At 62.0% G+C, this 23,416-nt stretch carries 29 protein-coding genes and 2 pseudogenes; 14 read left to right on the forward strand and 17 right to left on the reverse strand.

The window, feature by feature from the left end:
* Window position 1 precedes the first annotated feature (1 nt).
* On the reverse strand, window positions 2-2,692 hold the full coding sequence (locus tag SxD43FB_RS13835) for an HAD-IC family P-type ATPase (RefSeq protein WP_096062682.1): 2,691 nt from the start codon (window positions 2,690-2,692) through the stop codon (window positions 2-4).
* Window positions 2,693-3,124: 432 nt separating this feature from the next.
* Here SxD43FB_RS13835 and ccoN point away from each other — a divergent pair, with 432 nt between their 5' ends.
* The 9 genes from ccoN to SxD43FB_RS13880 all read left to right on the forward strand — a co-directional run bounded on the left by ccoN (window position 3,125) and on the right by SxD43FB_RS13880 (window position 10,640).
* On the forward strand, window positions 3,125-4,732 hold the full coding sequence (gene ccoN / locus SxD43FB_RS13840) for a cytochrome-c oxidase, cbb3-type subunit I (RefSeq protein WP_096062683.1): 1,608 nt from the start codon (window positions 3,125-3,127) through the stop codon (window positions 4,730-4,732).
* Window positions 4,733-4,738: 6 nt separating this feature from the next.
* Complete coding sequence (gene ccoO, locus SxD43FB_RS13845; RefSeq protein ID WP_096062684.1) at window positions 4,739-5,464, forward strand: cytochrome-c oxidase, cbb3-type subunit II; 726 nt, start codon at window positions 4,739-4,741, stop codon at window positions 5,462-5,464.
* Window positions 5,465-5,471: 7 nt separating this feature from the next.
* Complete coding sequence (locus SxD43FB_RS13850; protein WP_096062685.1) at window positions 5,472-5,642, forward strand: cbb3-type cytochrome c oxidase subunit 3; 171 nt, start codon at window positions 5,472-5,474, stop codon at window positions 5,640-5,642.
* The gene (gene ccoP, locus SxD43FB_RS13855; RefSeq protein WP_096062686.1) at window positions 5,633-6,511 is read left to right on the forward strand and encodes a cytochrome-c oxidase, cbb3-type subunit III; all 879 of its coding nucleotides are present in this window, start codon (window positions 5,633-5,635) and stop codon (window positions 6,509-6,511) included. Before SxD43FB_RS13850 ends, ccoP begins: the two co-directional genes overlap by 10 nt.
* Complete coding sequence (locus tag SxD43FB_RS13860) at window positions 6,508-6,696, forward strand: hypothetical protein (RefSeq protein WP_096062687.1); 189 nt, start codon at window positions 6,508-6,510, stop codon at window positions 6,694-6,696. Before ccoP ends, SxD43FB_RS13860 begins: the two co-directional genes overlap by 4 nt.
* A gap of 15 nt (window positions 6,697-6,711) precedes the next feature.
* Window positions 6,712-7,497, forward strand: a complete 786-nt coding sequence (locus SxD43FB_RS13865; RefSeq protein WP_255245728.1) for a DUF2189 domain-containing protein — start codon at window positions 6,712-6,714, stop codon at window positions 7,495-7,497.
* The gene (locus tag SxD43FB_RS13870) at window positions 7,463-9,700 is read left to right on the forward strand and encodes a cation-translocating P-type ATPase (protein ID WP_176482783.1); all 2,238 of its coding nucleotides are present in this window, start codon (window positions 7,463-7,465) and stop codon (window positions 9,698-9,700) included. Before SxD43FB_RS13865 ends, SxD43FB_RS13870 begins: the two co-directional genes overlap by 35 nt.
* Window positions 9,697-9,846, forward strand: coding sequence for a cbb3-type cytochrome oxidase assembly protein CcoS (gene ccoS, locus SxD43FB_RS13875; protein ID WP_096062688.1), 150 nt, complete (start codon window positions 9,697-9,699; stop codon window positions 9,844-9,846). Before SxD43FB_RS13870 ends, ccoS begins: the two co-directional genes overlap by 4 nt.
* A gap of 350 nt (window positions 9,847-10,196) precedes the next feature.
* Window positions 10,197-10,640 carry an Rrf2 family transcriptional regulator gene (locus SxD43FB_RS13880; RefSeq protein WP_096062689.1) on the forward strand — a complete coding sequence of 148 codons (444 nt, stop codon included), beginning with the start codon at window positions 10,197-10,199 and terminating at the stop codon, window positions 10,638-10,640.
* Between the two features lie 31 nt (window positions 10,641-10,671).
* Here SxD43FB_RS13880 and SxD43FB_RS13885 read toward each other — a convergent pair whose 3' ends face one another.
* From SxD43FB_RS13885 to SxD43FB_RS13935, 12 genes and pseudogenes are all read right to left on the reverse strand, one after another.
* Window positions 10,672-11,322, reverse strand: a complete 651-nt coding sequence (locus SxD43FB_RS13885; RefSeq protein WP_096062690.1) for an NAD(P)H-dependent oxidoreductase — start codon at window positions 11,320-11,322, stop codon at window positions 10,672-10,674.
* Between the two features lie 108 nt (window positions 11,323-11,430).
* Window positions 11,431-11,772 (reverse strand): annotated as a pseudogene (locus SxD43FB_RS13890) (aminotransferase class I/II-fold pyridoxal phosphate-dependent enzyme); the annotation flags it as partial.
* Between the two features lie 63 nt (window positions 11,773-11,835).
* A complete protein-coding gene (locus SxD43FB_RS13895) occupies window positions 11,836-12,414 on the reverse strand; it encodes a hypothetical protein (protein ID WP_176482784.1) in 579 nt (192 codons plus the stop codon).
* 292 nt (window positions 12,415-12,706) lie between these two features.
* Window positions 12,707-13,612 (reverse strand): universal stress protein, encoded by a 906-nt coding sequence (locus SxD43FB_RS13900; protein WP_343228848.1) that lies wholly within the window; start codon window positions 13,610-13,612, stop codon window positions 12,707-12,709.
* Between the two features lie 165 nt (window positions 13,613-13,777).
* A complete protein-coding gene (locus SxD43FB_RS13905; protein WP_217988798.1) occupies window positions 13,778-14,488 on the reverse strand; it encodes a hypothetical protein in 711 nt (236 codons plus the stop codon).
* Window positions 14,489-14,726: 238 nt separating this feature from the next.
* Window positions 14,727-15,557, reverse strand: a complete 831-nt coding sequence (locus tag SxD43FB_RS13910) for a universal stress protein (RefSeq protein WP_096062691.1) — start codon at window positions 15,555-15,557, stop codon at window positions 14,727-14,729.
* A gap of 157 nt (window positions 15,558-15,714) precedes the next feature.
* A complete protein-coding gene (locus SxD43FB_RS13915; RefSeq protein WP_096062692.1) occupies window positions 15,715-16,017 on the reverse strand; it encodes a hypothetical protein in 303 nt (100 codons plus the stop codon).
* Complete coding sequence (locus SxD43FB_RS25270; RefSeq protein ID WP_176482778.1) at window positions 15,989-16,132, reverse strand: hypothetical protein; 144 nt, start codon at window positions 16,130-16,132, stop codon at window positions 15,989-15,991. Before SxD43FB_RS25270 ends, SxD43FB_RS13915 begins: the two co-directional genes overlap by 29 nt.
* Window positions 16,133-16,169: 37 nt before the next feature.
* Window positions 16,170-16,967: a universal stress protein gene (locus SxD43FB_RS13920; RefSeq protein ID WP_255245729.1), complete on the reverse strand. Its 798-nt coding sequence runs from the start codon at window positions 16,965-16,967 to the stop codon at window positions 16,170-16,172.
* Between the two features lie 51 nt (window positions 16,968-17,018).
* Complete coding sequence (locus tag SxD43FB_RS13925) at window positions 17,019-17,252, reverse strand: hypothetical protein (protein ID WP_096062694.1); 234 nt, start codon at window positions 17,250-17,252, stop codon at window positions 17,019-17,021.
* Window positions 17,249-17,887, reverse strand: coding sequence for a GNAT family N-acetyltransferase (locus SxD43FB_RS13930; RefSeq protein ID WP_255245730.1), 639 nt, complete (start codon window positions 17,885-17,887; stop codon window positions 17,249-17,251). Before SxD43FB_RS13930 ends, SxD43FB_RS13925 begins: the two co-directional genes overlap by 4 nt.
* Window positions 17,888-17,924: 37 nt before the next feature.
* Window positions 17,925-18,344, reverse strand: coding sequence for a CBS domain-containing protein (locus SxD43FB_RS13935; protein ID WP_176482785.1), 420 nt, complete (start codon window positions 18,342-18,344; stop codon window positions 17,925-17,927).
* 280 nt (window positions 18,345-18,624) lie between these two features.
* On the opposite strand from SxD43FB_RS13935, the gene SxD43FB_RS13940 reads away from it, so the two are divergent.
* The 5 genes and pseudogenes from SxD43FB_RS13940 (at window position 18,625) to SxD43FB_RS13960 (ending at window position 21,494) form a co-directional block, all read left to right on the forward strand.
* The gene (locus SxD43FB_RS13940; protein WP_255245736.1) at window positions 18,625-18,939 is read left to right on the forward strand and encodes a hypothetical protein; all 315 of its coding nucleotides are present in this window, start codon (window positions 18,625-18,627) and stop codon (window positions 18,937-18,939) included.
* A 300-nt stretch (window positions 18,940-19,239) separates the two neighbouring features.
* Window positions 19,240-19,722: a group III truncated hemoglobin gene (locus SxD43FB_RS13945; RefSeq protein WP_096062697.1), complete on the forward strand. Its 483-nt coding sequence runs from the start codon at window positions 19,240-19,242 to the stop codon at window positions 19,720-19,722.
* Complete coding sequence (locus tag SxD43FB_RS13950; protein WP_096062761.1) at window positions 19,715-19,984, forward strand: DUF1971 domain-containing protein; 270 nt, start codon at window positions 19,715-19,717, stop codon at window positions 19,982-19,984. The genes SxD43FB_RS13945 and SxD43FB_RS13950 overlap by 8 nt, the downstream gene beginning before the upstream one ends.
* A gap of 46 nt (window positions 19,985-20,030) precedes the next feature.
* Window positions 20,031-20,995, forward strand: a pseudogene (locus tag SxD43FB_RS13955) (globin domain-containing protein).
* A gap of 34 nt (window positions 20,996-21,029) precedes the next feature.
* Window positions 21,030-21,494: a hypothetical protein gene (locus SxD43FB_RS13960; protein ID WP_096062698.1), complete on the forward strand. Its 465-nt coding sequence runs from the start codon at window positions 21,030-21,032 to the stop codon at window positions 21,492-21,494.
* A 24-nt stretch (window positions 21,495-21,518) separates the two neighbouring features.
* On the opposite strand, the gene SxD43FB_RS13965 is transcribed toward SxD43FB_RS13960, so the two are convergent.
* From SxD43FB_RS13965 to SxD43FB_RS13980, 4 genes are all read right to left on the reverse strand, one after another.
* Window positions 21,519-21,899 (reverse strand): cytochrome c, encoded by a 381-nt coding sequence (locus SxD43FB_RS13965; protein ID WP_096062699.1) that lies wholly within the window; start codon window positions 21,897-21,899, stop codon window positions 21,519-21,521.
* Between the two features lie 67 nt (window positions 21,900-21,966).
* Window positions 21,967-22,380 (reverse strand): group II truncated hemoglobin, encoded by a 414-nt coding sequence (locus SxD43FB_RS13970; protein WP_255245732.1) that lies wholly within the window; start codon window positions 22,378-22,380, stop codon window positions 21,967-21,969.
* 138 nt (window positions 22,381-22,518) lie between these two features.
* The gene (locus SxD43FB_RS13975) at window positions 22,519-22,941 is read right to left on the reverse strand and encodes a hypothetical protein (protein ID WP_096062701.1); all 423 of its coding nucleotides are present in this window, start codon (window positions 22,939-22,941) and stop codon (window positions 22,519-22,521) included.
* Window positions 22,942-22,947: 6 nt separating this feature from the next.
* On the reverse strand, window positions 22,948-23,343 hold the full coding sequence (locus SxD43FB_RS13980; RefSeq protein WP_096062702.1) for a response regulator: 396 nt from the start codon (window positions 23,341-23,343) through the stop codon (window positions 22,948-22,950).
* Between the last annotated feature and the right edge of the window lie 73 nt (window positions 23,344-23,416).

A 23,416-nucleotide genomic window follows, 5' to 3' on the forward strand; every position in this document is an offset into this window, starting at 1 on the left:
CCTAGACGTTAAGTTCCTTGAACCAGCCCAGTCGCCGCATGAGCACCTTCTCGACCTCGAGTAGGAGCATGAGGAAGAAGCCGACAGCGATCAGCAGAACGAGATCCGCGAAGCCGAGCGGGCGGGTATCGAAGATCGTGTTCATGAACGGGGCATAGGTGAAGAGCGCCTGAGCCGGGAGCAACAAGGCGAGCGCGATCAGGAGGGCGCGCGTGCCGAGCACGCCTCGCCAGTTGAAGGAGGTCATGTGCAGATAGCGAACGCTGAAGAGATAGAAAATCTCTCCAACGATGAACATGTTGACCACCATGGTTCGCGCGACCTCGATTCCCCGGCCCTGCTCCAACGCGTAGAAGAAGATTCCCAGACCGCTGGCAGCCAGAAGTCCAGAGACGAGAATGACACGCCACAACAGGAAGGGTGACAGAAGCGGTGCCGTCCGCCTCCGGGGCACACGGTTCATCACCCCTTGTTCGGTGGGCTCAAACGCGAGGACAAGGCCCAATGTGCCGGCGAGGACAAGATTGATCCAGAGGATCTGCGTCGCGGTCATCGGGAGGGCAAAGCCAATGAGAATCGCGAGCACGACCGCCACGGTTTCGCCCCCGTTCATCGGAATATCCCACAGAATCACTTTGCGGATGTTGTCGTAAACGGTGCGGCCTTCGCGCACGGCACTGACGATCGAGGCGAAATTATCGTCGAGCAACACCATGGAAGCCGCTTCCTTCGAGGCTTCGGTACCTTTGATGCCCATCGCGATGCCGACGTCGGCTTGCTTGAGCGACGGCGCGTCGTTCACGCCGTCCCCCGTCATCGCGACGATCATTCCTTGTGCCTGCAAGGCGCGAACGATCCGAAGCTTGTGTTCGGGACTGGTCCGGGCAAAGACCGAGACGTCGGCGACCACGCTCTCGAGTTCGCTGTCCGACATTTTCTCCAGGTCCAGACCTGTCATAACCTGGGGATCATCGGCCAACTCGAGTTGGCGTGCGATCGCCACAGCAGTCGCCGCATGATCGCCGGTGATCATCTTGACGCCGATCCCGGCGGACCGGCATTCGGCGATAGCGTCCCTGACCTCCGCCCGAGGCGGATCGATGAAGCCGACGAGGCCCAAGAGTTGCACACCGGTCCTGACGTCGTCGAATGAAATCCGTTCGGCGCCGGCGGGCATTTCCTTGGTGCCGAAGGCGAGGACGCGCTCGCCCTCGCTTCCGGCCGCGGCGATGGCGCTTTCCCAGTAGGCGCCGTTGTCGGGCGCGGTCATGGCGAAGAGTGCCTCGGGTGCGCCCTTCACGAACAGAAAGGGCGTATCGTCGGGGCCGCGGCACAGCGTCGCCATGAACCGATGCGCGGCGTCGAAGGGGATCTCGTCGATCCGCTCCCATTCCGCGCGCTCGAGTTCCGGATCGACGGCCGCCTTTATCGCCAGCGCGAAGAGCGCGCCTTCCATCGGGTCACCCTCGACACGCCATTCCTCGCCGACCTTGCGTAACGAGGCATCGTTGCACAGCAATCCGCAGCGGATCAGCGGCATCGAATTCGCCATCGCTTCAGCTTGGTCCCCGGGTCCGGAGATCTGGATATGGCCCTCGGGGACATAGCCGGATCCGCTCGCGATCATGGTATGCCGCGTCGTGATGATCCGGCGTGCCGTCATTTCGTTCCGCGTGAGCGTGCCGGTCTTGTCGGTGCAAATCACCGACGTCGCGCCGAGGGTTTCCACTGCCGGGAGCTTGCGGATGACTGCGCTTCGCGAGGCCATCCGGCGGACCCCGATCGCGAGCGTGATGGTAATGACTGCCGGCAGTCCTTCGGGCACGATGCCGACTGAGAGTGCAACGACAGCGATCAGCGCGTCGATCCATTCATAGCCCCGCGCCAAGACGGCGAAAGCGAAGAGAGCGAACCCCGCAGCAAGCACGAACCAGGTAAAGCGACGAGCGAAGTCGTCGATCTGCTTCAGCAGCGGCGTCGCGGTCTGCTCGACAGACTGGATCAGGGAGCTGATCTTCCCGATTTGCGTATGCAAACCCGTTGCGACCGCAATTCCGTTCGCCTGGCCTGCCGCGACCAGGGTGCCGGAGAAAGCCATGTTCTGCCGTTCGGCAAGCTCGGTCTCGTCGGGGAGCACCGCTTCACGCTTCTCGGCGGCTACGGATTCGCCGGTGAGGAGAGCTTCGTCGATAAGCAGGCGGCGGGCGTGGAGAAGCCTGAGGTCGGCCGGGACGCGGTCGCCGGCCTCGATCAGCACGAGGTCGCCGGGCACGATCTCGGAGACCGGGATGGTTTGCCGCACCCCGTCGCGGACGACGCTCGCCTTCGGCGCGATCAGCTGCTGGATGGCTTCCAGCGCCTGTTCGGCCTTTCCTTCCTGTATATATCCGATGACCGCGTTCACGATTACGACGGCAACGATGACGGCAGCATCAATGATATGGTCGAGCAGCGCGGCGGCAAGCGCACCGGCGAGCAGGACATAGATCAACGTGTTATTGAACTGTGCCAGAAAGCGCAGCAGCGGATTGCGGCGCTCGGTCCTTGGGAGCGCATTCGGCCCGAACCGGTTCGCCTGACGATTGACCTCCTGCCCCGAAAGGCCTGAGAGGTCGATGCCAAGTACCGTGGCGATCTCGCTGCCGGGCAATGCATGCCAGCGCACTTCTTCCAAATCGATGGGCGCCGACATCTAGCCTCCTTCAGGTAGGTCCGGACCATGGGAATCGGGCACAGGGAAACGGGCCGGACCCCGCTTCTCTTCGTTCCTGAGCGGCGTTCCGACGTCCTCCAGCTCGATCGACAATTGTGGCCAACTAACTGGAGAGACCGGATGGACCGCAATCCGGTTATATCCGTAGAGACCCCGCCGCCATCGGCCGATAAGTTAGGGTTTAGAATGGGCGAATGCATGTCGGCCCCAGTGAGCAAGGTGCTTTGTAACGCCTCATGAACCACCTTATGGCACCGCTCCGTTTGCAGGCGCATGGTCACCTGCGCCCCACTCCGCGATCCAAAAAGAGGTATGAATTATACCTCTTTAATGCTAGCCGATGATACCTGCTGAGGGGGAGGGACTCGGAGCGTGGTTTCAGGACTCACTGTAAGCGAGCGCCATTGGAGCATGGCAATCCTTGTCGTGCTCGCCGCCGTCGGATTGGCGATGGCGGCGGCAGGAGCCGGGCGCGCGGACCCGATGCAGACGCACGGCTTCATCGTGCTGCTGTTCAGCCTCGGATTCCTGTGCGTGCTGTTGAACGGCTATTTCGCGCCCGAACCGTCCGAGACGCGGCTGGAAAGCTATTATGACGATCCAAGCAAGGCGGGAATCGTCATCGCCATGGCTTGGGCCGTGTTCGCGATGTTCATCGGCGACTGGGTAGCGTGGCTTCTCGCCTTCCCGGATCTGACCTTCGACGCCGCATGGTCAAGCTTCGGACGCTTGCGCCCCGTCCATACCACCGGCATTATTTTCGGCTTTGGCGGCAACGCCCTGATCGCCACGTCCTTTCACGTCATGCAGCGCACGTCCCGCGCGCGCATGCCGGACCAGTTCAGTCCCTGGTTCGTGCTGATCGGCTACAACCTGTTCTGCCTCCTGGCGGTGACCGGCTATTTCATGGGCATCACCCAGTCGAAGGAATATGCGGAGCCCGAATGGTATGCCGATATCTGGCTGGTCATCGTCTGGGTGACATACCTTCTGCTCTATCTGCGCACGCTGGCTCGGCGCAAGGAACCGCACATCTACGTCGCCAATTGGTACTATCTCGCGTTCATTCTGGTCGTCGCGATCCTGCACATCGTCAACAACCTTGCGGTTCCGGCGTCATTCGCCGGCGCGAAGAGCTATTCGGCCTTTTCTGGCGTGCAGGATGCGATGACGCAATGGTGGTACGGCCATAACGCCGTCGCCTTCTTCCTGACCGCCGGCTTCCTGGGCATGCTGTATTATTATCTGCCCAAGCGCGCTGGGCGGCCGATCTATTCCTACCGCATGTCGATCATCGGCTTCTGGGGGATCACCTTCTTCTATATGTGGGCGGGTTCCCACCACCTGCACTACACCGCTTTGCCGCAATGGGTGCAGACGCTGGGCATGACCTTCTCGGTCATGCTGCTCGTGCCGTCCTGGATCGCAGCCGCCAATGCGCTGCTCACGCTCAACGGCGCCTGGCACAAGGTCCGCGACGATGCGACGCTGCGCTTCATGATGATGGCCGCGGTGTTCTACGGCCTCTCGACATTCGAGGGATCGTTCATGGCGATCCGCTCGGTCAACGCGCTGTCGCATTATACCGACTGGACGATCGGGCACGTCCATGCCGGCGCGATGGGCTGGGTCGCGCTCATCACCTTCGGGTCGATCTACGCCGTCGTCCCGTGGCTGTGGAAGCGCGAGCGCATGTATTCCCCCGCGCTTGTCGAGGTCCACTTCTGGCTCGCGCTCGCCGGAACCCTGATCTACGTTTTCGCAATGTGGAACTCAGGCATCATCCAGGGCCTGATGTGGCGGACCTACAACGACAGCGGCACGCTAACCTACTCGTTCCTCGACAGCATGGTGGCGATGCACCCCTATTACGTGGCGCGCGCGATCGGGGGCCTCCTCTTCCTGATCGGAGCGATCGTCGGCTGCTACAATATCTGGATGACGATCCACCGGCCGTCGGGCGCACCCGCCCCCTCGGACGACGCCCCCCTCCCCGCCAACCTCCAGCCCGCGGAATAAGCGCCGATGTTCGGAACCCACTACCGCATCGAACGCAAGTCCATCGCGCTGGCCGTAGCGATCATGATCGTCGCGAGCATAGGCGGGCTGATCGAGATCGCGCCGCTGTTCACCATCGACGATACGGTCGAGAGCGATCCCGACATGCGCGTCTATACGCCGCTCGAGCTTGCCGGCCGCAACATCTACATCCGCGAAGGCTGCTATGCCTGCCATTCGCAGATGATCCGCACCTTGCAGGACGAGGTCGAGCGCTATGGGCCTTACTCGCTCGCGGTCGAATCCCAATACGACCATCCGATGCTGTGGGGATCGAAGCGCACCGGCCCCGACCTCGCGCGGATCGGGGGCAAATATTCGGACCAGTGGCATACCGCCCACTTGAAAAACCCTCGCGAAGTCGTCCCCCAGTCGATCATGCCGCGCTATAATTGGCTGAGTGAAAGCCAGTTGCGGACCAAGCACCTGGGCGATGATCTGCGCGCACTTCGCGCGGTGGGCGTGCCTTACAGCGACGAGATGATCGCCACCGCATCGGCCGACGCGGTGGCGCAGGCTTCGCCCGAGGGTGATATCGCGGGTCTTGGCGAGCGCTACGGCGATGCCACGCAGATCCGGTCCTTCGACGGTGACAGCCGCACGGTCTCGGAAATGGATGCGCTCGTCGCCTATCTCCAGATCCTCGGCAAACTCAGCGACGCCGCGCATCAGCCGCCGACGCCGAAGGAGTAGGGCTGGCATGAATATCGATCACCACATGCTGGTCGGCTTCGCCAAGTCCTTCGGCCTTTTCTATCTGCTCGCAATGGCGGCCGCCGCACTGCTCTACGCCTGCTGGCCCGCCAACAAGAAGCGGTTCGACAAGGCGGCGCGCGACATCATCGAAGACGAGGACAAGCCGTGGCGGTAGGTGAACGCGATCCCCATAGCGGGCACATGACCACCGGCCACGAGTGGAACGGGATCAAGGAACTCAACACCCCGGTCCCCAAGGCGGTCTGGCTTTCCCTTATCGTGACGGTGATCTTTTCGGTCGGCTACTGGATCCTCATGCCGGCATGGCCGCTGGGCAAGACCTATACGCGGGGCCTGCTCGATAACGATCAGAAGGAGATCGTCGCCAAGCGGGTCAGCGCGGCCGCGGAGGCGAGGCTCGGCTGGATGCGGCAGGTCGAGACTATGAGCTACGACCAGATCAAGGCCGATCCAAAGCTGATCGCCCATGTGCGTGAGGACGGCCATCGCTTGTTCGGTGATAATTGCGCGGCTTGTCACGGAATGAACGCGACGGGCAATCCCGGTTTCCCCAATCTCGTCGACGGGGATTGGCTGTGGGGCGGCTCTCCCGATGCGATCGCGCATACGATTGCCGTGGGCATCAACAGTCCGGCGAGCAAGGACACCCGCATCGGCCAGATGATGGCGTTCGGCAAGGACGACATTCTCGACAATGATGCGGTTCTCGCGGTCACCGATTATGTGAAGACCTTGTCGGACCCGGCCTGGGCGAAAGGCAAGGCGGTGTCTGTCGCCCAAGGCCGGGAGGTTTTCGCCGTGAACTGCGTTATCTGCCACGGGGAGCAGGGACGCGGCAATCCAGAAGTCGGCGCACCGAACCTGACGGACCAGAACTGGGTCTATGGTGGCGACATCGGCGCGATCTACCAGACGATTCATGAGGGGCGACAGGGCGAGATGCCCGCCTGGGAGCATCGCCTGAACCCAGTCGATCGCAAGATCCTGACCGTCTACCTACTCGACAAAGGGCCCCAGCCATGAGGCTCCCCCGTTCGCGCAGTTTCTATATCACGCTGGCGATTGCGGCGCTGGGCGTCATCCTGCTCGCGAACGCGCATCTGGTCTACGTCGCATCGACCTCGCAGCCCCAATGTGTCGTCCATGTGAAGTCTGACGGATCGGAGCATGCGGCAGGCGTGTTCGGTGCAGCCAAATCGTCATGCTGACCTGATCGGGAGAAGATGATGACCACGATCCCGCCCATCGTTCCACCGCTCCCGATCGAACAACGCTATGCGCGCGACCTGGCGCCGGGTGCCCCGTTCGCGTGGTTGCGGGAGGGCTGGCGCGATCTTGTCACTCGCCCGGGGCCCAGCCTTCTCTACGGCATCTTCGTCTTCCTGCTCTCGGCCGGCATCGTTGCCGGGCTGATCTGGCTCGCTTTGGATTATGCCCTGTTCCCTGCGATCGCCGGTTTCCTGGTCTTCGCCCCGGCGCTGGCGATCGGCCTCTATGACAAGAGCCGGGCGCTTGAACTCGGCGAACCGGTGTCGCTGCGGCACATGCTGCTACCTCATGCACGCGCCGGCGGGCAGGTCCTGTTCACAGGCGCTCTCCTGTGCGGGGTCATGCTGCTCTGGATGCGCGCGGCGGTGATCGTCTACGCGCTGTTCTTCGGCGTCCGGCCATTTCCTGGCATCGATCACATCGCGCCGATGTTGTTCACCTCATCGACCGGGATCGCCATGCTCGTCGTGGGAACGCTGGTTGGCGGCCTGTTCGCGGCATTCTCCTTCGCGATCTCTGCCTTCTCCATTCCCATGATGCTCGACAAGCGGGTGGACGCCTTGACCGCCATGGGCACAAGCTGGGCGCTGGTCTGGAACAATCTACCTGTCATGCTGATCTGGGGCACCCTCGTGCTTGCCTTGTTCCTGATATCGGCCGCGACAGGCTTTGTCGGACTGATCATCGTCTTCCCGTGGCTGGGCCATGCCACCTGGCACGCGTATCGCGCTGTCCGGTGACGTCGTGACCGGAGCGTCCGCCCTCACCCGGTTGTCGGCCGATGAGCTCATCCTCGCAAGCCGGGAGATCGATACCGGCCTGCGGCAGACGGATCTGTCGGTTCCCGGCATCAGCTGCGGTGGTTGCATTCGGAAGATCGAGGAGGCGCTGGGGGTGCTTCCGGGCGTCACGCGCGCGCGCGTCAACCTCTCGACCAAGCGGGTTGCGGTAGACTGGCGCGAGAATGAGGGGCCGCCCCCGCTCGGAGAAGCGCTCACCAGGCTCGGCTATGACGGCTTTCTTTACGAGACGCACGACGACGCGAAGGATCCGCAACTCGCGGCCCTGATCCGGGCGCTAGCAGTTGCGGGCTTCGCCGCGATGAACATCATGGGGCTCTCGATATCGGTCTGGTCGGGAGCTGCGGGCGAGACCCGGGATCTGTTCCACTGGCTGTCCGCAGCGATTGCGCTGCCGACGCTCGCCTATTCGGGACGAGTGTTCTTCAAATCGGCATGGCAGGCGCTGCGCCATGGGCAGACAAACATGGACGTGCCGATATCGATCGGCGTGCTGCTCGCCTTTGCAATGAGCCTCTACGACACGATCTTGAGCCAGCCCCATGCCTATTTCGATGCGGCCGTGTCGTTGCTCTTCTTCCTGCTCATCGGGCGAACCCTCGACTATGTGATGCGCGAGAAGACGCGAACCGCGGTAAAAGGGCTAGGCCGCCTCGCGGCCTACGGGGCCACCGTTGTAACCCCTGACGGCAGGCGAACCTATCTGCCGACGGCAGAGCTTGAACCGGGTATGACGATCCTCCTTCGGGCCGGCGACCGCATCCCCGTCGATGCCGTCGTGCTCGAAGGCCGATCCGACATCGATGCATCGCTGGCGACAGGCGAGAGCGTGCCGCAACCCGTCACTCCTGGCGCCAGCCTGCGCGCGGGAACGCTCAACCTGACCGGGCCGCTCACAATTCGCGCCGCCGCTGCATCGAGGGACAGCTTCCTCGCCGAGATGGTGCGGCTCATGGAGGCGGCAGAAGGCGGCCGCTCCCATTTCCGCCGTGTCGCGGACCGTGCGGCGCGCCTCTACGCACCCGTGGTCCACAGCGCGGCGCTTCTCAGCTTCCTGGGATGGATGCTGGCGGCGGGCGATTGGCATCACGCGGTGACCATCGCGGTTGCGGTCCTGATCATCACATGCCCCTGCGCCCTGGGGCTGGCGGTCCCGATGGTCCAGGTCGTGGCTGCGCGCGCGCTGTTCGAGCATGGCATCATGGTGAAGGATGGCTCGGCGATGGAACGCCTGGTCGAGATCGATACGGTGATATTCGACAAGACGGGAACGCTGACTCTTGGGCGTCCCGGCCTTCGCCGGGATAGTACCGTCGATGACGCCCATCTCGCAATCGCGGCGCAAATCGGCGCGCACTCCCATCATCCTTACGCAAAGGCGCTGGCCGCGGCAGCCACCCCTGCCGACATTGCGTTCGATGCCGTCGCCGAACATGCCGGGCTCGGGCTTGAAGCCCGGATCGGCGAGGATGTCTGGCGGTTGGGACGCGGTGAATGGGCGCTCGGCCAGACTACCGTCCAGAGCTGTGCCGGCACCGTGCTGGCCTGCAACGGCAAGCTCGCGCAATCCTTCGCATTCGAGGACGAGCTACGCGCCGGCGCAGCTGCGACGATCTCCGCGCTTCGCAGCGGTGGTTACGCCCTCGAGATCATGTCGGGCGACACGCCGGCCGCCGTGATGCCGGTTGCAGAAGAGCTCGGGATCGAGCGGGTCCAGGCAGGCCTCCTGCCTCATGAGAAAACCGCTCACTTGCAAACGCTGGCCAAGACCGGACATAAGGCCTTGATGGTCGGTGACGGCCTGAACGATGCGCCTGCACTGGTCGCCGCCCATGTCTCGATCGCTCCCGGAAGCGCGGCCGATGTCGGCAGGCAGGCCGCCGACTTCGTCTTTCTCCGGTCCGATCTCGAAAGCGTCCCCTTCACCATCGGGATCGCGCGGAAAGCAGACCTGTTGATCCGCCAGAATTTCGCATTTGCAGCTCTCTACAATGTCGTCGCGCTGCCGGCCGCCATCGCCGGCTATGTCACGCCGCTGGTCGCCGCCCTGGCGATGTCAGGATCGTCAATCCTCGTCGTCGCGAATGCCTTGCGCCTCAACCCGCGCCTGGCACGCGGGGGGCGAACGGGCGACAGCATATGAACGTCCTTTGGTACTTGATCCCGATCTCGCTCGCTCTCGGCGCGCTGGGCCTCGCCCTGTTCTTTTGGGCGCTCAAGAGCGGGCAATATGAAGACGTCGCCGGCGCAGCGGAGCGCATCCTGAACGATGAGGATCGGCCGCTTTGACTGCGACATGCGGATAGCAACGCGAAGGAGGCGCGCGAACCATGTGTTCGTCGCAGTCCAGCTCGTGTGCATCGTGCGGATTGCAGCCGAGTTGATGGACGATTGGCTTGGATGGCGAGCGGTGGAACAGCCGGATGGCTTATTGCCTTCCTTCCTTCCTTCCTTCCTTCCTTCCTTCCCTGGATCCTTTGGACTGCGCGGATCTACACATCACCTCGAATAGACGGACGGCCCGGCTAGCGCGCAATCTCACCGGCGTGGCGCTCGGTCCACCGGGGCAGGATCGAGCACTTAACATGTCTTCGGCATACCGGTATAGACGTTATTGATGTTCCTCTCAGGAGAGATGTGTGCGGCTCACCCGCTACACGGATTATTCGCTCAGGGTCTTGATCCACCTGGCGCTCAACGACGATCGCCTATGTTCGATCGGAGAGATTTCGCGCACTTATGACGTGTCCCACAACCACCTGATGAAGGTCGTGAACGCACTGGCGCATGATGGCTTTATTGAGACCGTGCGAGGCCGCGCAGGCGGCATGCGCCTTGCCCGGCCGGCGGATGCTATCACCGTCGGCGAGGTCGTCCGCAGGACCGAGGAAGGATTCCAGCTTGCGGATTGCTCTGGTTGCGCGCTGTCGCCGGCGTGTGGCTTGACGGGCGTCCTTGCCCGGGGAATGCAGGCGATGATGGCTGTATTCGACTCTTATTCGATCGCCGACCTGCTGACCGACAAGGATACAATGCGGCGGTTGATCAATCGCGAGTCCCCGCTCGGTATCGGGATGCACTGAAGGTATCCATCAGTCACCCGATCTCGAGCGGTCAGCTTTCCGACTTCGCTCTTACACGATCCCATCGATCCGCGTTTGCTTCAGCGCAGACCCGGTCCGCGAAATCCTGGACTTCGCGGAAGCGGGCGGCAGCTCGTTGCTCGCCCATGTTCTGGGTGATCGCGTCGAGATGAAGACGATAGGTGGCGTGCGCCCCGAATACCTCCGCAATGTAGGTGTCGAAGAGAGTGTGAAGTGCGCTCGGCACCCCCTTCTCATTCAGCCAGGGCGTGCTTGAAGAGGACGTGGAGATCTGCACCAGGCGGACATTTGCCAACGGCTTCGGATCGTCAGCCTCGGGTCCAAAGCCGATCCCGCTCCCAACGACACGCTCAAGGTAACCTTTGAGCATCGCCGGGGGCGTGCCGAACCATACCGGATAAACGAAGGTGAGAACGTCCAGTTGCTCAAGACGCTCCCGCTCCGCGATGTTCTGAGGCAGGGGGGTATAGCCCTCCTTTCCCGGCTGCTCATTGGCCCGCAACACCGGGTCAAAATTCTCACGGTAAAGATCACGCAAATCGCAGCTTTGATGGTGATGCTGGGCGCGCTCCTGCCAGCAGCGGGCGATCGCGCCGCAGAAGCTGTCCGGCTGTGGGTGCGAGAGAACCACAAGATGGTGGACGGGCAGAGGAGAACCCATCGTTCGGCTCCAACAGATCGTATTGAGGATCAAACTCCCGGCGAGGCAATGGGTTCTCAAAATGCTTACATTGCGTTGCGAGAGAGCGACCGCAGGGGATACTTCAGATCAGGCTGCCAAATGCATATCCAACCGATTCCAGATCTCGACCAAGGGGCCGGTAAGTTCGCGCATCATCTCGCGCGTGTGCGCAGCACCCTGAGTGAAGCGCAGGCGCTCGGTGCCATGCTGGGCGGTGGGATAATTGATCGGCTGCACATGGACCCCATATTCGGCCAGCAGGGCATCGCCGATGCGTTTTGCCTTCACCGGCACCGGAGACAATGACGTCGTGAAGATAAAACCCGGTGCATAGCTGCGGATCACGTCAACGATCCGCTGATCGGCGGCGATATCGCTGCCCATGACGCCGATCGCCTTGGCGAGTGTTCTCTCGATAACCGGCAGGCGCATCCCGAGCCCTCGGCCGGCGTGACCCGCCCAGTCGCAGGCCCTGGCCGCCCGTAGGATCAATCAGCCGAAGGCCAGCGCGCCTTGCTGCGGTAGCTTGACGGCGGCTGGCAAGGATCGACCGGCCTGAAGCAGCTTTCGTGCGATCGGCGATAGCGTGTAGACGGCCTGGCGTTGACCACCTCGATTGTGATGATCGACGCAGTAGCCCTGATAATGACGGTGGAGCATGCCGGCGCGGACGAGGTCGGACACCGCGCGGCTGACATTGGTCTTGCCCGAGGCACGAACCCGGGCGCGGACCTCGCTGTCGATCTCCCGCGCCGCCTCCTGGGGGTCTGCCGGCAATATCCCCGCGTCGGCCATTTCCTCGCGGACCCGGACGGCAAGCGCCATCCTGCGAGGGTAGCCGCTTCCCATCGGGGCGAGCGCGTCACAAAGCCATTCCCGGATCGGGATCGCGGAACCGTCGTGAATGACCAGGGGGCCTGCGCTGCCATTGGGACCCGCGGCCTTCGCAATTAGGTCGAGGATCATGTAGGCGTAGCGAGGCCGCGTCGAGCATTGCGCGAGCAGTTCTACGAGACCGGGCATATCAAGCGGCCCGGCATCAAGATCGGCTTTGAGGCTGGTCTGGAGCATGGAAGAATCATGCACAGGTAGAACGAAAAGTGAATCCCTCCATTCCAGTCCGGATGACATTTGTCAGCTATGACACTTTATCCTCGGGCAAAGTGTCATAGGCGCTCGTTTAGGGTGCATGGCGGCGGCACGCTCTCCGCCCCAATCGGCGCGCCAGCGAAGAGCCCGTTTCCTTCCTGCGGCTAGACCCCCAGGCCGGATGAAGAGAGGCGAAAGCAGCCCGGAATGATGAAAACACGAGTCATCGCTCGCTCTTCCGTGGCCTGTCAGGAGCATCTCTGCTCAGACCGCGTCATGTGCGGTCGGCGGAGTCTTTGTCCTGGGGGACGAGCAGGACGTCACAATCGAGACAGGCAAGAAGGGCGCGCGCCGTGCTGCCCAGCATCGCCGCGATCAGGCCGGATCGCCCATGCGTTCCAACGACCGCCAAATCGGTATTGTTTGATCGCACATGGTCGCGCGCGACGGCGCAGATTTCGCCATAGTCGACGTTGATGTCGAGCCGGTCGCGAACACCGGCGGGCAGGTCGACTTCTTCCAGGAAGGCTTCCAAATCCCGCGCGATGTCTGCCTGTCGATCTCCCGCGTGTCCTTCGCGGCCCCGCAGCGTTTCCAATCGCACGTGATAGGCGTGTAGAAGTGTTAGGTCGGCCGCTGGGAAGATCGCAACGGCGAGACGCAGTGCCGTCGCCGAGCATGCTGAAAAATCCGTCGCTACCATGAGCTGGCGATACTGCTGTTGAGCCCGTTCCTTGACGATGAGCACAGGCAGACCGCCCCGTTGTGCGAGGCGCTCCACAGTCGTCCCGACGATGAAGTCGCCAATCTCGTCATGACGCGAGATGCCGGCGACGATAAGGTCGACCCCGAACTCGGCGGAGGTTTCGATGATCGCCTGCGCCACGTCTCCGAAAGCGAGACGAGTAGAGACCGCTATGGCGTCGTCCTGTACCTCTGCGCGTAGCCGCGTCTCAGCCCGCGCGATGTCTTCCTGGACGTCAACTGTCGTTGCAGCGTCATCCCCTAAAACATGAAGAAGGATAAGCTTCGCGCCCCAGACGCGCGCCAACTGAATGGCACGGTCACGCGGCCGGTCGCAACGACCGCTAAAATCGGTCGGAAACAATATGGTTTGGGGCACGGTCATGCAGGTCATTATAGCCGCGGTTGCGGCCAGACCAAGACGATCCACCAACATTGGGCTCCCCGCGATGGTTTGAAGCGCGCGGCGGCAATCCGTTCGCTTCCGTTGCCGATGACAGGCACACGGACGGCGGAGCGAGCGTCGGTCTCGGTCTGGCTTTCGAGGAGTCGGCGGTAAACCCAGGGCTTCTCACGGCTAGGGCCGGGCAGTCCCAGGCCACTAGTCATCACCGCGTCTCTTGTTCGGTTCAAAGAGCTGTGGGTTGCGCTCTATGAAGCGCCTTGCCCAGCTGTCGACGTAGCCTTTCGGCTCCTGGCTCATATAGCGCCACCCTGCGAGGCTGACGATAGCGGCACCGATCAGGTTGACGATCAGATCCCACATGGTGTCGGTCAATCCGGATGGATCGCCGAGCATGGGCTTTTGCATGTTAAGCCCGAACAGCTGGTCCATGGCGAACTCGAAGATTTCCCAAATGCCGCCGCTGCTTACCGAGAACATAAAGGCAAACAGGGCGACGAATGACGGGCGCATGTGAAGATCGACCTTCTCATCTTCGTTCAGGATGTAGACGACCAGGAAGCCCAGGAACCCGAGCAGCAGCCCCGCACTGCCGTGCAGTGCCAGGTCCCACCACCAGATCCGTTCATAATAGTCGCGAACCTCGCCGAGAAAGAGAGAAGCAAAGACAAACAGTACGATCGTGATGCGGATTTCGGAAGGGATTATCATCGATCGAAATCGGCGCAGCACGATCGGGGCGAGGAGTGCGGCTATCAACCCAGTCACAAGGAATACATGCATCCAGCGCTCGCTACCGATCAGCAGGGCCAGCTCCCCGAGCATGATCAGCTGCAATATGGCAACGACGCCGAGATGGGCCTTACCGGCTATTCCCGCACCGTTGGATGGAGATATCGAAGCGGTCATGTCTCATGATAGACCATATCCACGGCGAGCCAAACGCCGGCATACCGCCGTCGCATTCCGCACGCTGCCGGCCAAGAGAGAGGGGGACTGGAAGTTGGTCGTTCCGTCCGTGCCAGCCGGGCGCCATGTCGTGAAGGAGGCGAGATCACCGGCGGATCGATGCACCCGTCATCCACGGCCTCCTTACCGTGGAGACCTATTGATTCATCGGAGTTCAAGGCAATGTGCAACTGCAATACTAGCGTGACGCGAACAACGGGATCGGGCAGCGTGCAAGCATCTCGCTGGTCATGCCCCCCAGGAGCCATTGCTGTACGCGCGGGCGGCCGAAAAGGCCCATGACCAGCATGTCGGCGCCCGAAGACATCGCATAATCCAGGATCAGATCTGGTGCGGCCCCGTCCCGCCCTTCGATCTCGACGAGCCTCACGGATTGGCCCCGCCGTTCGAACCTTTGTCGGAGCGTCTCCTCCACGGGCTTCAGGGACGCGCCGACGGTGACCAGGGAGACTTCGTCCGCCATCTCGATCAGCGGCCATGCATCCCTCAGGACGCGCGCGGCTTCACGTTTGTCCGCCCAGGCAACGACGATACGGCGCGCGGGTTCGCCGGCCCCTGCCTCCGGCGGCACGACGATTACGGGGCCGCCGCAACTCAGGCCGAGTTGAGCAGCGGTTTGTCGGTTCTCCGAGTACGGAGTGACCATTTCTCTGGGTGTGATCACGAGATCCGACACACGAGCCAATGACAGAAGCGGACCATTGTCGTCCCCGTCTACTTCGATCCACTTCCCGCTGAGCTTAAATTCGCTGAGCTGAGTGTCAAAGAAGCGCCGGGTCTCGTGGTGGAGGGCGGGAACTCTTTCTCCCTCAGGAGCCGGAAGCCGGCTATCGGTCGCCAACGAAGGCGTCGCACCGCTCTCTTCCCCAAAGAAACGAAGGAACTGGCTTACGGGGAAAACCGTGTGCAGCTCGGCATCGGTCCTTGCCGCAAGCCGGGCGGCAAAGTTGATCCGGCGCAGGCTCAGATCGGTGTGGTCCGCTATGACGAGGATTTCTTTGTAAACCAATGCGGGCCTCCTTTAAGGGCACGAATTCCGAGTCAGCTAATCCAATCCATTCCAAGCCGTATCCGCGATGAGAAAATCGTTCCGATTGCTGATCATGACGGCCCTCAACCGTGCGCGAGGACCAGCGGCACAGGGCTCTCGGCAAGGAGCTTGCGTGTCACGCCGCCGAAGATGGCCTCGACGACGCCAGATCGCCCACGACCGCTGCCATGTCCCAGGAGACGTCCTCCTTGCCAAGGCGTTCCTCGATTCGGGCGCGATTGCGGCTCTCGCGATCGCGCTCTTCCTGCAGCAGGATCGCGCTTCCATCCCCGGAATAGGGATCGGCGGCCAGGACCGGAAGCACGGCAACGTCGAGACAGATGAGGTGCCCATCCAAGGCTCGGGTCAGGTCGAGCGCGGCCTGAAGCCGAGCTTCCTGCCCCACATCTTCATGAACCAGCAGGAGCACATTCTTCATGGCCGGCCTCCATCGCAGCAATCAGTGAGTTCCGGTTTTCCGCGACAGGCGCCCCGAATGCCGTGGTCAGATGGGTGACGGGACACTTGTCCTTGTTCAGGACGTTATCAGACATGGTCGATGCCTCCTCTTCTGGCGCCGGTGCGCATGGATCAATGTGAAAACAGCAGCGGGAGCGGCGCGCCGACGAGCAGGTCGCGGGTCACTCCGCCCAGGATCATTTCGCGCAGGCGCGAATGTCCGTAAGCGCCGAGCGACAGCAGCGCGGCACCGCGCTCGCGGGCAACCTTGACCAGCGTATCCGCGTCCGACAACTCGTCTGCATAGGCAGGAATCACCGTCGACGCGAACCCGTGCCGTGCGAGGTGGCGGGCGATGTCCGCGCCCGGCTCGGTTCCGTGGCCCTTCGTCGTGGGCTTGGCATCTAGAACGAGCACGTCGATCTTGGCCCCAGGCGCGGCAAAGGCCGTTGCAGCGCGCAGCGCATGCGTCGATTCGCGCGTGGCGTTCCAGCCGATCGCGAGATGCTCGATCGCGCGCGGCTTGTGCCCATTCGGAACGATCAAAACCGGCCGGCCCGACGCGAACAATATACTCTCGATCGTTTCGCGCCGGATCGGCGGATAGTCATAATCGTCGGCTGGGCCAAACAGCACAAGGTCGGCGTAGCGGGCGGAGACCGCAGCCTTGGTGAAGATGACCGCCGGCCGGTCGGAGATCGTGCGGACCTCGACATTGGAGGCGCCGGCAAGCTTGGCGATCCGCTCCTGCTTGGCTTCGACCGCTTCCGTGTAGTCGTGAAGAAAAGCATAGGGTGGCGCGATGGTCAGCGCATAATCGGCCGAAGGGAGGGCCGAGAGCACGACGAACGAAAGGCTGGCATTGTAGAACTCGGCGAAGGCGAGCGCGTCACACAGGAACTGCTCGTCCTTGTCGCCGGTATCGACCACGGCGAGGATATCCTTGATAGCCATTCTTCCCTCCAGCTTGATGGTATTTTGCTACCCCTTGCCGGTGAGGGTTTCATTGGGGTGTTTTACGTAGTCGTTCGCGTCGAGCACGGTGAGCTGGTCGACCAGCTCACCGCCCAGCAGCGGCCCGAGAGCAACCACATTGCTGGCGTGCAGAATGCTGTCGGTCGTTACGATCGGGCAGCCAATATCGGTGAGCAACGCCTCCGCTCCGGTGGCGAAGGTGGCGATCCTGCCCAGACGGCAGCCAAGGGGTAGGATCATCGCAGCTGTTTAGAAACGATAACGAGCGTGGCATCGCCCGGATATGCCTTCACCGTGAAGCCGGAGTCCCGCTCGACCTCGATCGCTTTTTGGTTCAACCGGCTTTCGACCGCCTCCAGCGTCTTTATACCAATTGCCGTGGCAAATTCCGCAGCATGATTGAGAAGAGTCCAGCCGACGCCGCGATGCTTGAAATCAGCCCGTACGGCGATCGCCACTTCCGCACGCTCGCGCGAAGGATCGGTGGCGATCATGGCTGTGCCCACAAGAGTGCCGTCGTCGATGAAGGCAAGAAAGTCCTCAGTCTGCTTATGATCGACGTCAACCATGATCGCGATCTGCTCGTCGGACACCTTGAGCATAGCCGTGAGGAAGCGGAAGCGAAGGTCTTCGAGAGAGACGCCTTCGAAAAAATCCTTGAGGAGCGCGCGGTCATCGCGCGTGACCCGCCTTATGGATAACCTGAGCCCCGATCGGGCCATTACCTCGGTGAAGGACGTTATATCGGACATTAAGATCACCTCATCTTCGATGTTGGCCATGACGAAAGGACGATGCGCTGCCGGCACCTCCGGGCACGGTAAGCCGAGTTGGCGAACTCCATTGTCGGCGATACGATCGGGAGGATAGCTCACCGGTGGGCTCTTCAGGAGCACCGCTTGATCTAGCCCGTCACTCCTCCAGAAGGGTGCGGAGAATGTCGGCTCGGCTGATGAGCCCGACCAGCTTGCCGTTCGATATCACCGGCAGCCGTTTGACCCCATGCCGCTCCATCAGACCTATCGCCTCTGTTAGCGAAGCATCGCCATCGACGGTTACCGGTTCGATCGACATGAGATCCGCAACCCGCGCCAAATCCAATACGTCTCTTCGGGCCTCACGCCCCACACCACACAACGAATCCATTTGGAATGAGCCCGTCGCCTTCCGGAAGAAATCTCCTTCGGAAATGATGCCCTGAAGCTTGCCGTCTCGGTCCACCACCGGCAAGGCGCTGATGCCATGATCGCCCATGCATCGGATCGCCATTGCCAGTGAACTCTCCGGCGTGACGGTGGCCGCCCCGAGCGTCATGATGTCGCTAGCTTTCATGCCCTTGATCCTTCCGTTCTCAGATCCTTGCCCTCTCTGAAGGCCGGCGACCTGACGATCGGCCTCACATCTGCCACGCCGATGGCCGAGTTTACTCGTGAGGGTGACGATCCTTTCAAGACCAAAGGCTAACTCGCCGCCCTTGCAGCTGGAATAAGTATATGTCCCAATATTCGATGGCGCAGACGCATGGAACAATGCTCTCATGCGAAGGCTGCAGCATTAGCGGTCGGAAAGAGAGAGTATGAGGGCAGTTACGTTTTTGGCTCCTGTGCCAATGATGAACTCCCGCAAGCCGGTAGATCAGACAAATGTCCGCGGACCAGCCTTGTGCAATTGGAGAGCCACAGTCGCGGGCGCTGGGCACCAACCTAGCGATGCGTCCGGCACATGTGTCCTGGATGGGGTCGTCTTCACGGCCGGGATAGGCGAGAACCATGCAGACGTTGGCAGCCGTATCTGCCGAAGGCTCGAATGGTTGGGCCTGTCGATCGATGACGCCGCGAACGCCCTTGTCATCTCCGCGCATGACAGCCAGGTGAAAGTCCTGGTCATTCCAACCGACGATATGCTCCAGATTAGACCGACCCAATAGAAGGAAACGCGGGCGCTAAGTCACTTCGGGACCAGGATCTTTACGGATCCTCGCGGTGCGCGCGATGATGGCATTGTGCGAGCAGGTCCAAATTTTTTGCCGCGCTCGCGATAGACCACGTTGTTGACGGTCATCGCCTACGCGGGGCTGCTCTTGTTGCACGCCCCCCTGTTTGGGCCGGACCCGGCTTTCGTGCTGCGTTGATCCGGAAGCACCTCCAGCGACGAACCACGAAACGTGAACGCTAAGATGTATTGTACTTGCATATTTTGTCCGCCGGTATAGATGCATAAATAATACATGATTGGAGCACGAATCGTGGATACGATCGAAGGGATCGACGACGAACGGTTGGAGAAGCTGGTCGAGCGCTTCTATGCCCGCGTCCGCGCCGATGACGCGCTGGGCCCGATTTTCAACGATGCGGTCGGGGATTGGCCGGAGCACCTCGAGAAGCTGACGGCATTCTGGTCGTCGGTCATGCTGACCAGCGGGCGCTACAAGGGACAGCCGGTGCCGGCGCATCGCAAGTACGCCGATCGTATCACACCCGAACTCTTCGAGCGTTGGCTCGGCCTCTGGAAGATCACCACGGATGAGCTGATGGCGCCCGATGCCGCGGCCGCGCTCCAGGCGAAGGCGGCGCGCATCGCTGAAAGCCTGCAGCTTGCCCTCTTCTTCAAGCTTCCCGTTCCCTCTCAGCCAGCAAAAGCAGCGGCAAGACAGGGACCGGAGCCAGCTTTCGCATATTCGAGTTCAATGGTGAGGAATGGACATGGCTGAGCCCTATCGCTCAACGCCGATCTTCGACGAGAACACGCTCCCCGATGCACTCCGGAACAGGCATCAGACGAAGGAGGGCGTCTGGGGCCTCATCCGGGTTCTCGAAGGCGAGTTGAATCTGACTTATGTCGAGCCTCACTCGGAGAAAGTGCTGACACCCGGCAGCCCCGGGCTGGTCGCGCCGCAACAGATCCATTTCGTCACAGCCCTCGGCCCCCTGCGAATGCAGGTCGATTTCTACAACGAACCACCCACGCCCTGAGGCCCGGCTCTCGGGGATTTCTTTCTCGCATATCCAGGAGAATGTGATGTCGCAGACCTTGAGCGACGAGACCATAGCGCTCGTCAAAGCCACCGTTCCCGCGCTTGAAGCGCACGGACTCGATATTGTCCGCGAGATGTATTCCCGCATGTTCCAGAATGCGGAGATCCGGGATCTCTTCAACCAGTCCCACCACGGCGACAGCGGCTCGCAGCCGCGGGCGCTGACCGCCGCCATTCTCGCCTATGCAAGCAACATCGACAATCTCGGCGCGCTGGCGCCGGCCGTCGAGCGGATCGCCCAGAAACATGTCGGCCTCCAGATCCTGCCAGAACATTATCCCCATGTCGGCGAAGCGCTGCTGGGCGCGATCAAGGCGGTGCTGGGTGATGCCGCGACCGAGGAAATCCTCGCCGCCTGGGCCGAGGCTTACGGGTTTCTGGCAAACATCCTGATCGCCCGCGAAGGTCATATCTATCATGATCTCGCGGCTGCCGACGGTGGCTGGACCGGATGGCGCGATTTTGTGGTCGATGACGTTCGGCGTGAAAGCGAGATCATCACCTCCTTCACGCTTCGGCCCAAGGACGGCGGCGGCGTGATCCGTCACAAGCCCGGCCAGTATCTGACCTTCTGGCTCGAGATTCCCGGCCACCCGCCGGTCAAGCGGAGCTGCCGGTTCATTTCGCGCATGGCACGCTCGATGGCGCCACCCATGCGATGGGCACGCATATCCGGGCGCTTACCGAACGGCACCACAATGGCCGTACGACGATCTTCTACCAGACGCCGCGCGCGGAGGATGCCGCGGGGCGCGACTATGACGTCGCCGGCCTGATCGACGCTGACTGGCTCACGGCGAACACGCCGGTCGACGATGCGGATTTTTTCCTCTGCGGACCGAGGCCGTTCCTGCGAGCGCTGGTCGCGACGCTGTCCCTGAGTGGCGTCGCCAGCGACCGGATCCACTACGAGTTCTTCGGTCCGGCGGATGAACTGCTTGCTGCGTAGAATGCGCAAGGTCTGCTTCTGACAGGAGGTGGTGATGGACGACTACACACTGGCGCGCGTGCTTCACATTCTCGCCATTGTACCCTGGATCGGCGGGGTAGCGTTCGTCACCACCGTCCTCATGCCGGCAATCCGCAGGAACACGCCTCCGCGTGAGAGGCTGGCCGCATTCCATCGGTTCGAGGCCGGCTTCGCCTGGCAGGCGCGGCTGTGGGTCGGGCTTGCCGGGCTGTCCGGTTTCTGGATGATCCACCGTGCCGACCTCTGGTATCGATTTTTCGATCTCCACTTCTGGTGGATGCACGCCATGGTGGTCGTCTGGGCGGTGTTCGCCGCGATGCTTTATGGGATCGAGCCGCTGTTCCTCCATAGGCGGATGGAGCAATCCGGCTCTCCCGAGCGCGACTTCGCCCGGATGGAACGGATGCACAGGATACTCCTGTCGGCGTCCCTGATAGCGGTGGCCGGCGCCATGGCGGGGGCCCATGGGCTGATCTAGCCCTGCGAGGCGGCGGGCAGCCCTCTACTGGATCGGCGGTCTGTAAGCTCGATTCTTGAGGGTCAGCATATAGGCCGCGAGATCGTCGATCTGCGTGGGGGCGATCGCAAAGTTCATGATCTCGGGATAATTGTGCGAATCCCGCAACCAGGGTTTGAGCGTTTCCGCCGTTAACCCGGGCGTGTTGACGATCGCCTCGAAGGACGGCGCCTCGGGCTTGGGGGACATGCCGGTGCCGACGGCGTGGCAGGCCGCGCAATGCGATCGCGCGAATGCCATGCCACGTTTCGCGGCGGTATTTTCAGCACGGTCGGCGACCCCGACGGGCTTCGCCTGTCCACTCGCCATCGCCCCGCAAGCGGCAGTCAGCGATATCAGGCAGGCGAGAACGATCTTCGTTGGCATCGTGAGATCCTATCCAGTCCGTCATGGGCTGCGTCAATCGCCAGCTGGTCGCGAGCGCCGGAGCGTATCAATCCGCGCGCGCCGCGGGCCGTATCATGCCCTGCGCCATGCTGGACAAGGCTTCAGCCATTTTGGCGCCGAGCGCGGGATCGACAGTCGAGTCCGCGATAGCCCGGCGCATTGCATCGCTCCACTCAAGTGCGGTTCCCTCGGTCACGGGAAGCCGGGCGTGGGTGGACATCATGCAAACCCCAGGGTGTTCGACAAACCAGTCCCGTGGACCGCCCAGCCAGGCAATCAGAAACCCGGTGAGCGAACTGCGCATGGGATCGAGATCGGGCGCATGAAGCGCGCGAAGCCGGGCATAGGCGGACTCCTGATCCATCAGGTCGTAGAAGCGATCGACAATCTGCCGAACCACTTGAGCCCCTCCGACCAAGTCAAACGGTGTTTGATGGTGTTCCTGTTCGGCTGAAGCCAAGCGCGCCTCCTCTCCTGTGTGGTCCTCTCCCGATTCCATCGGTTGCGGGCCTTATGTGTCTCATTCGGCCGACGACCACGAATTGACCTACGTCAAATGCCATGCCGCCGCCGCCAGTTCTCTGCCTGAGCAGCTCGATCATGGCGGGCGCCGCGCGGGCTGTGTCAGGATTTCGTCCAGGGCCGAATTGAGGCGGGCCAGCGTGTAGGGCTTGGCAAGCACGTCGAGCACACCGCGCTGCATGATGCTGACGACCAATCGAATCTGTGGATTGGTAATTTGGAGAATGATCGGTTTGGTCGAACCAAGTGCAACAAACTGATCGAGCAGGGCGATCAGTTCCTCGGATGGCAGGTCGCCATCGACGAGCAGGATGGAAGGGTCTGGAGGCGGCGGATGGTCGTAAAACACCGGCAGGCTTTCGACGCTGCACAGCCACATGACCGGGGCATTGGTCAGCTGCCGGGCTGCCGTGAACTCCCGCTCCGGGCCAACTCCGATAAGATGCGTCAGGACCGGTTGCGTCCCGCCATTTCGCCCGCGGGCGGCGCCATTGTTCATCTGGAATCACGCGCCCGTCAATCGGGCCACAGCGTCACCAAGCGCATGTTCGCGAAAAGGCTTTTCGAGCACCTGACTGAAGCCGTGAGCCAGAGCACGTGCGCTGAGATCCGCAGACGGAAAAGCGGTGATGAGCACCGCCGGTCCTGACCAGCCGCTATCCCGCAGACGGGAAAGCACCTCGATCCCGTCAATTTCTTCCAATCTGTAATCGGCGACAAAGCAGCAGGCATCGCGTGCCAAGGGGTCGGCCAGAAGCGCGTTGCCCATAGCATAGGCGCGGACGTCAAAACCTCGCGCCCGAAAGAGTAGCTGCAAGGATCGCCGAACACCGGCATCGTCCTCCACCAGAAGAAGAAGGGGACGTTCCCGGGCCGGGGTATCAATAATTTCGCCTGCCATGACACACCATCGAACCCAGCGCGATTGCTGGTTGATCGGAGATGTCAGGAATTCAGGGCGGGGTCGCTACGTA

The organism is Sphingobium sp. D43FB (assembly GCF_002312805.1).
GTDB lineage: Bacteria > Pseudomonadota > Alphaproteobacteria > Sphingomonadales > Sphingomonadaceae > Sphingobium.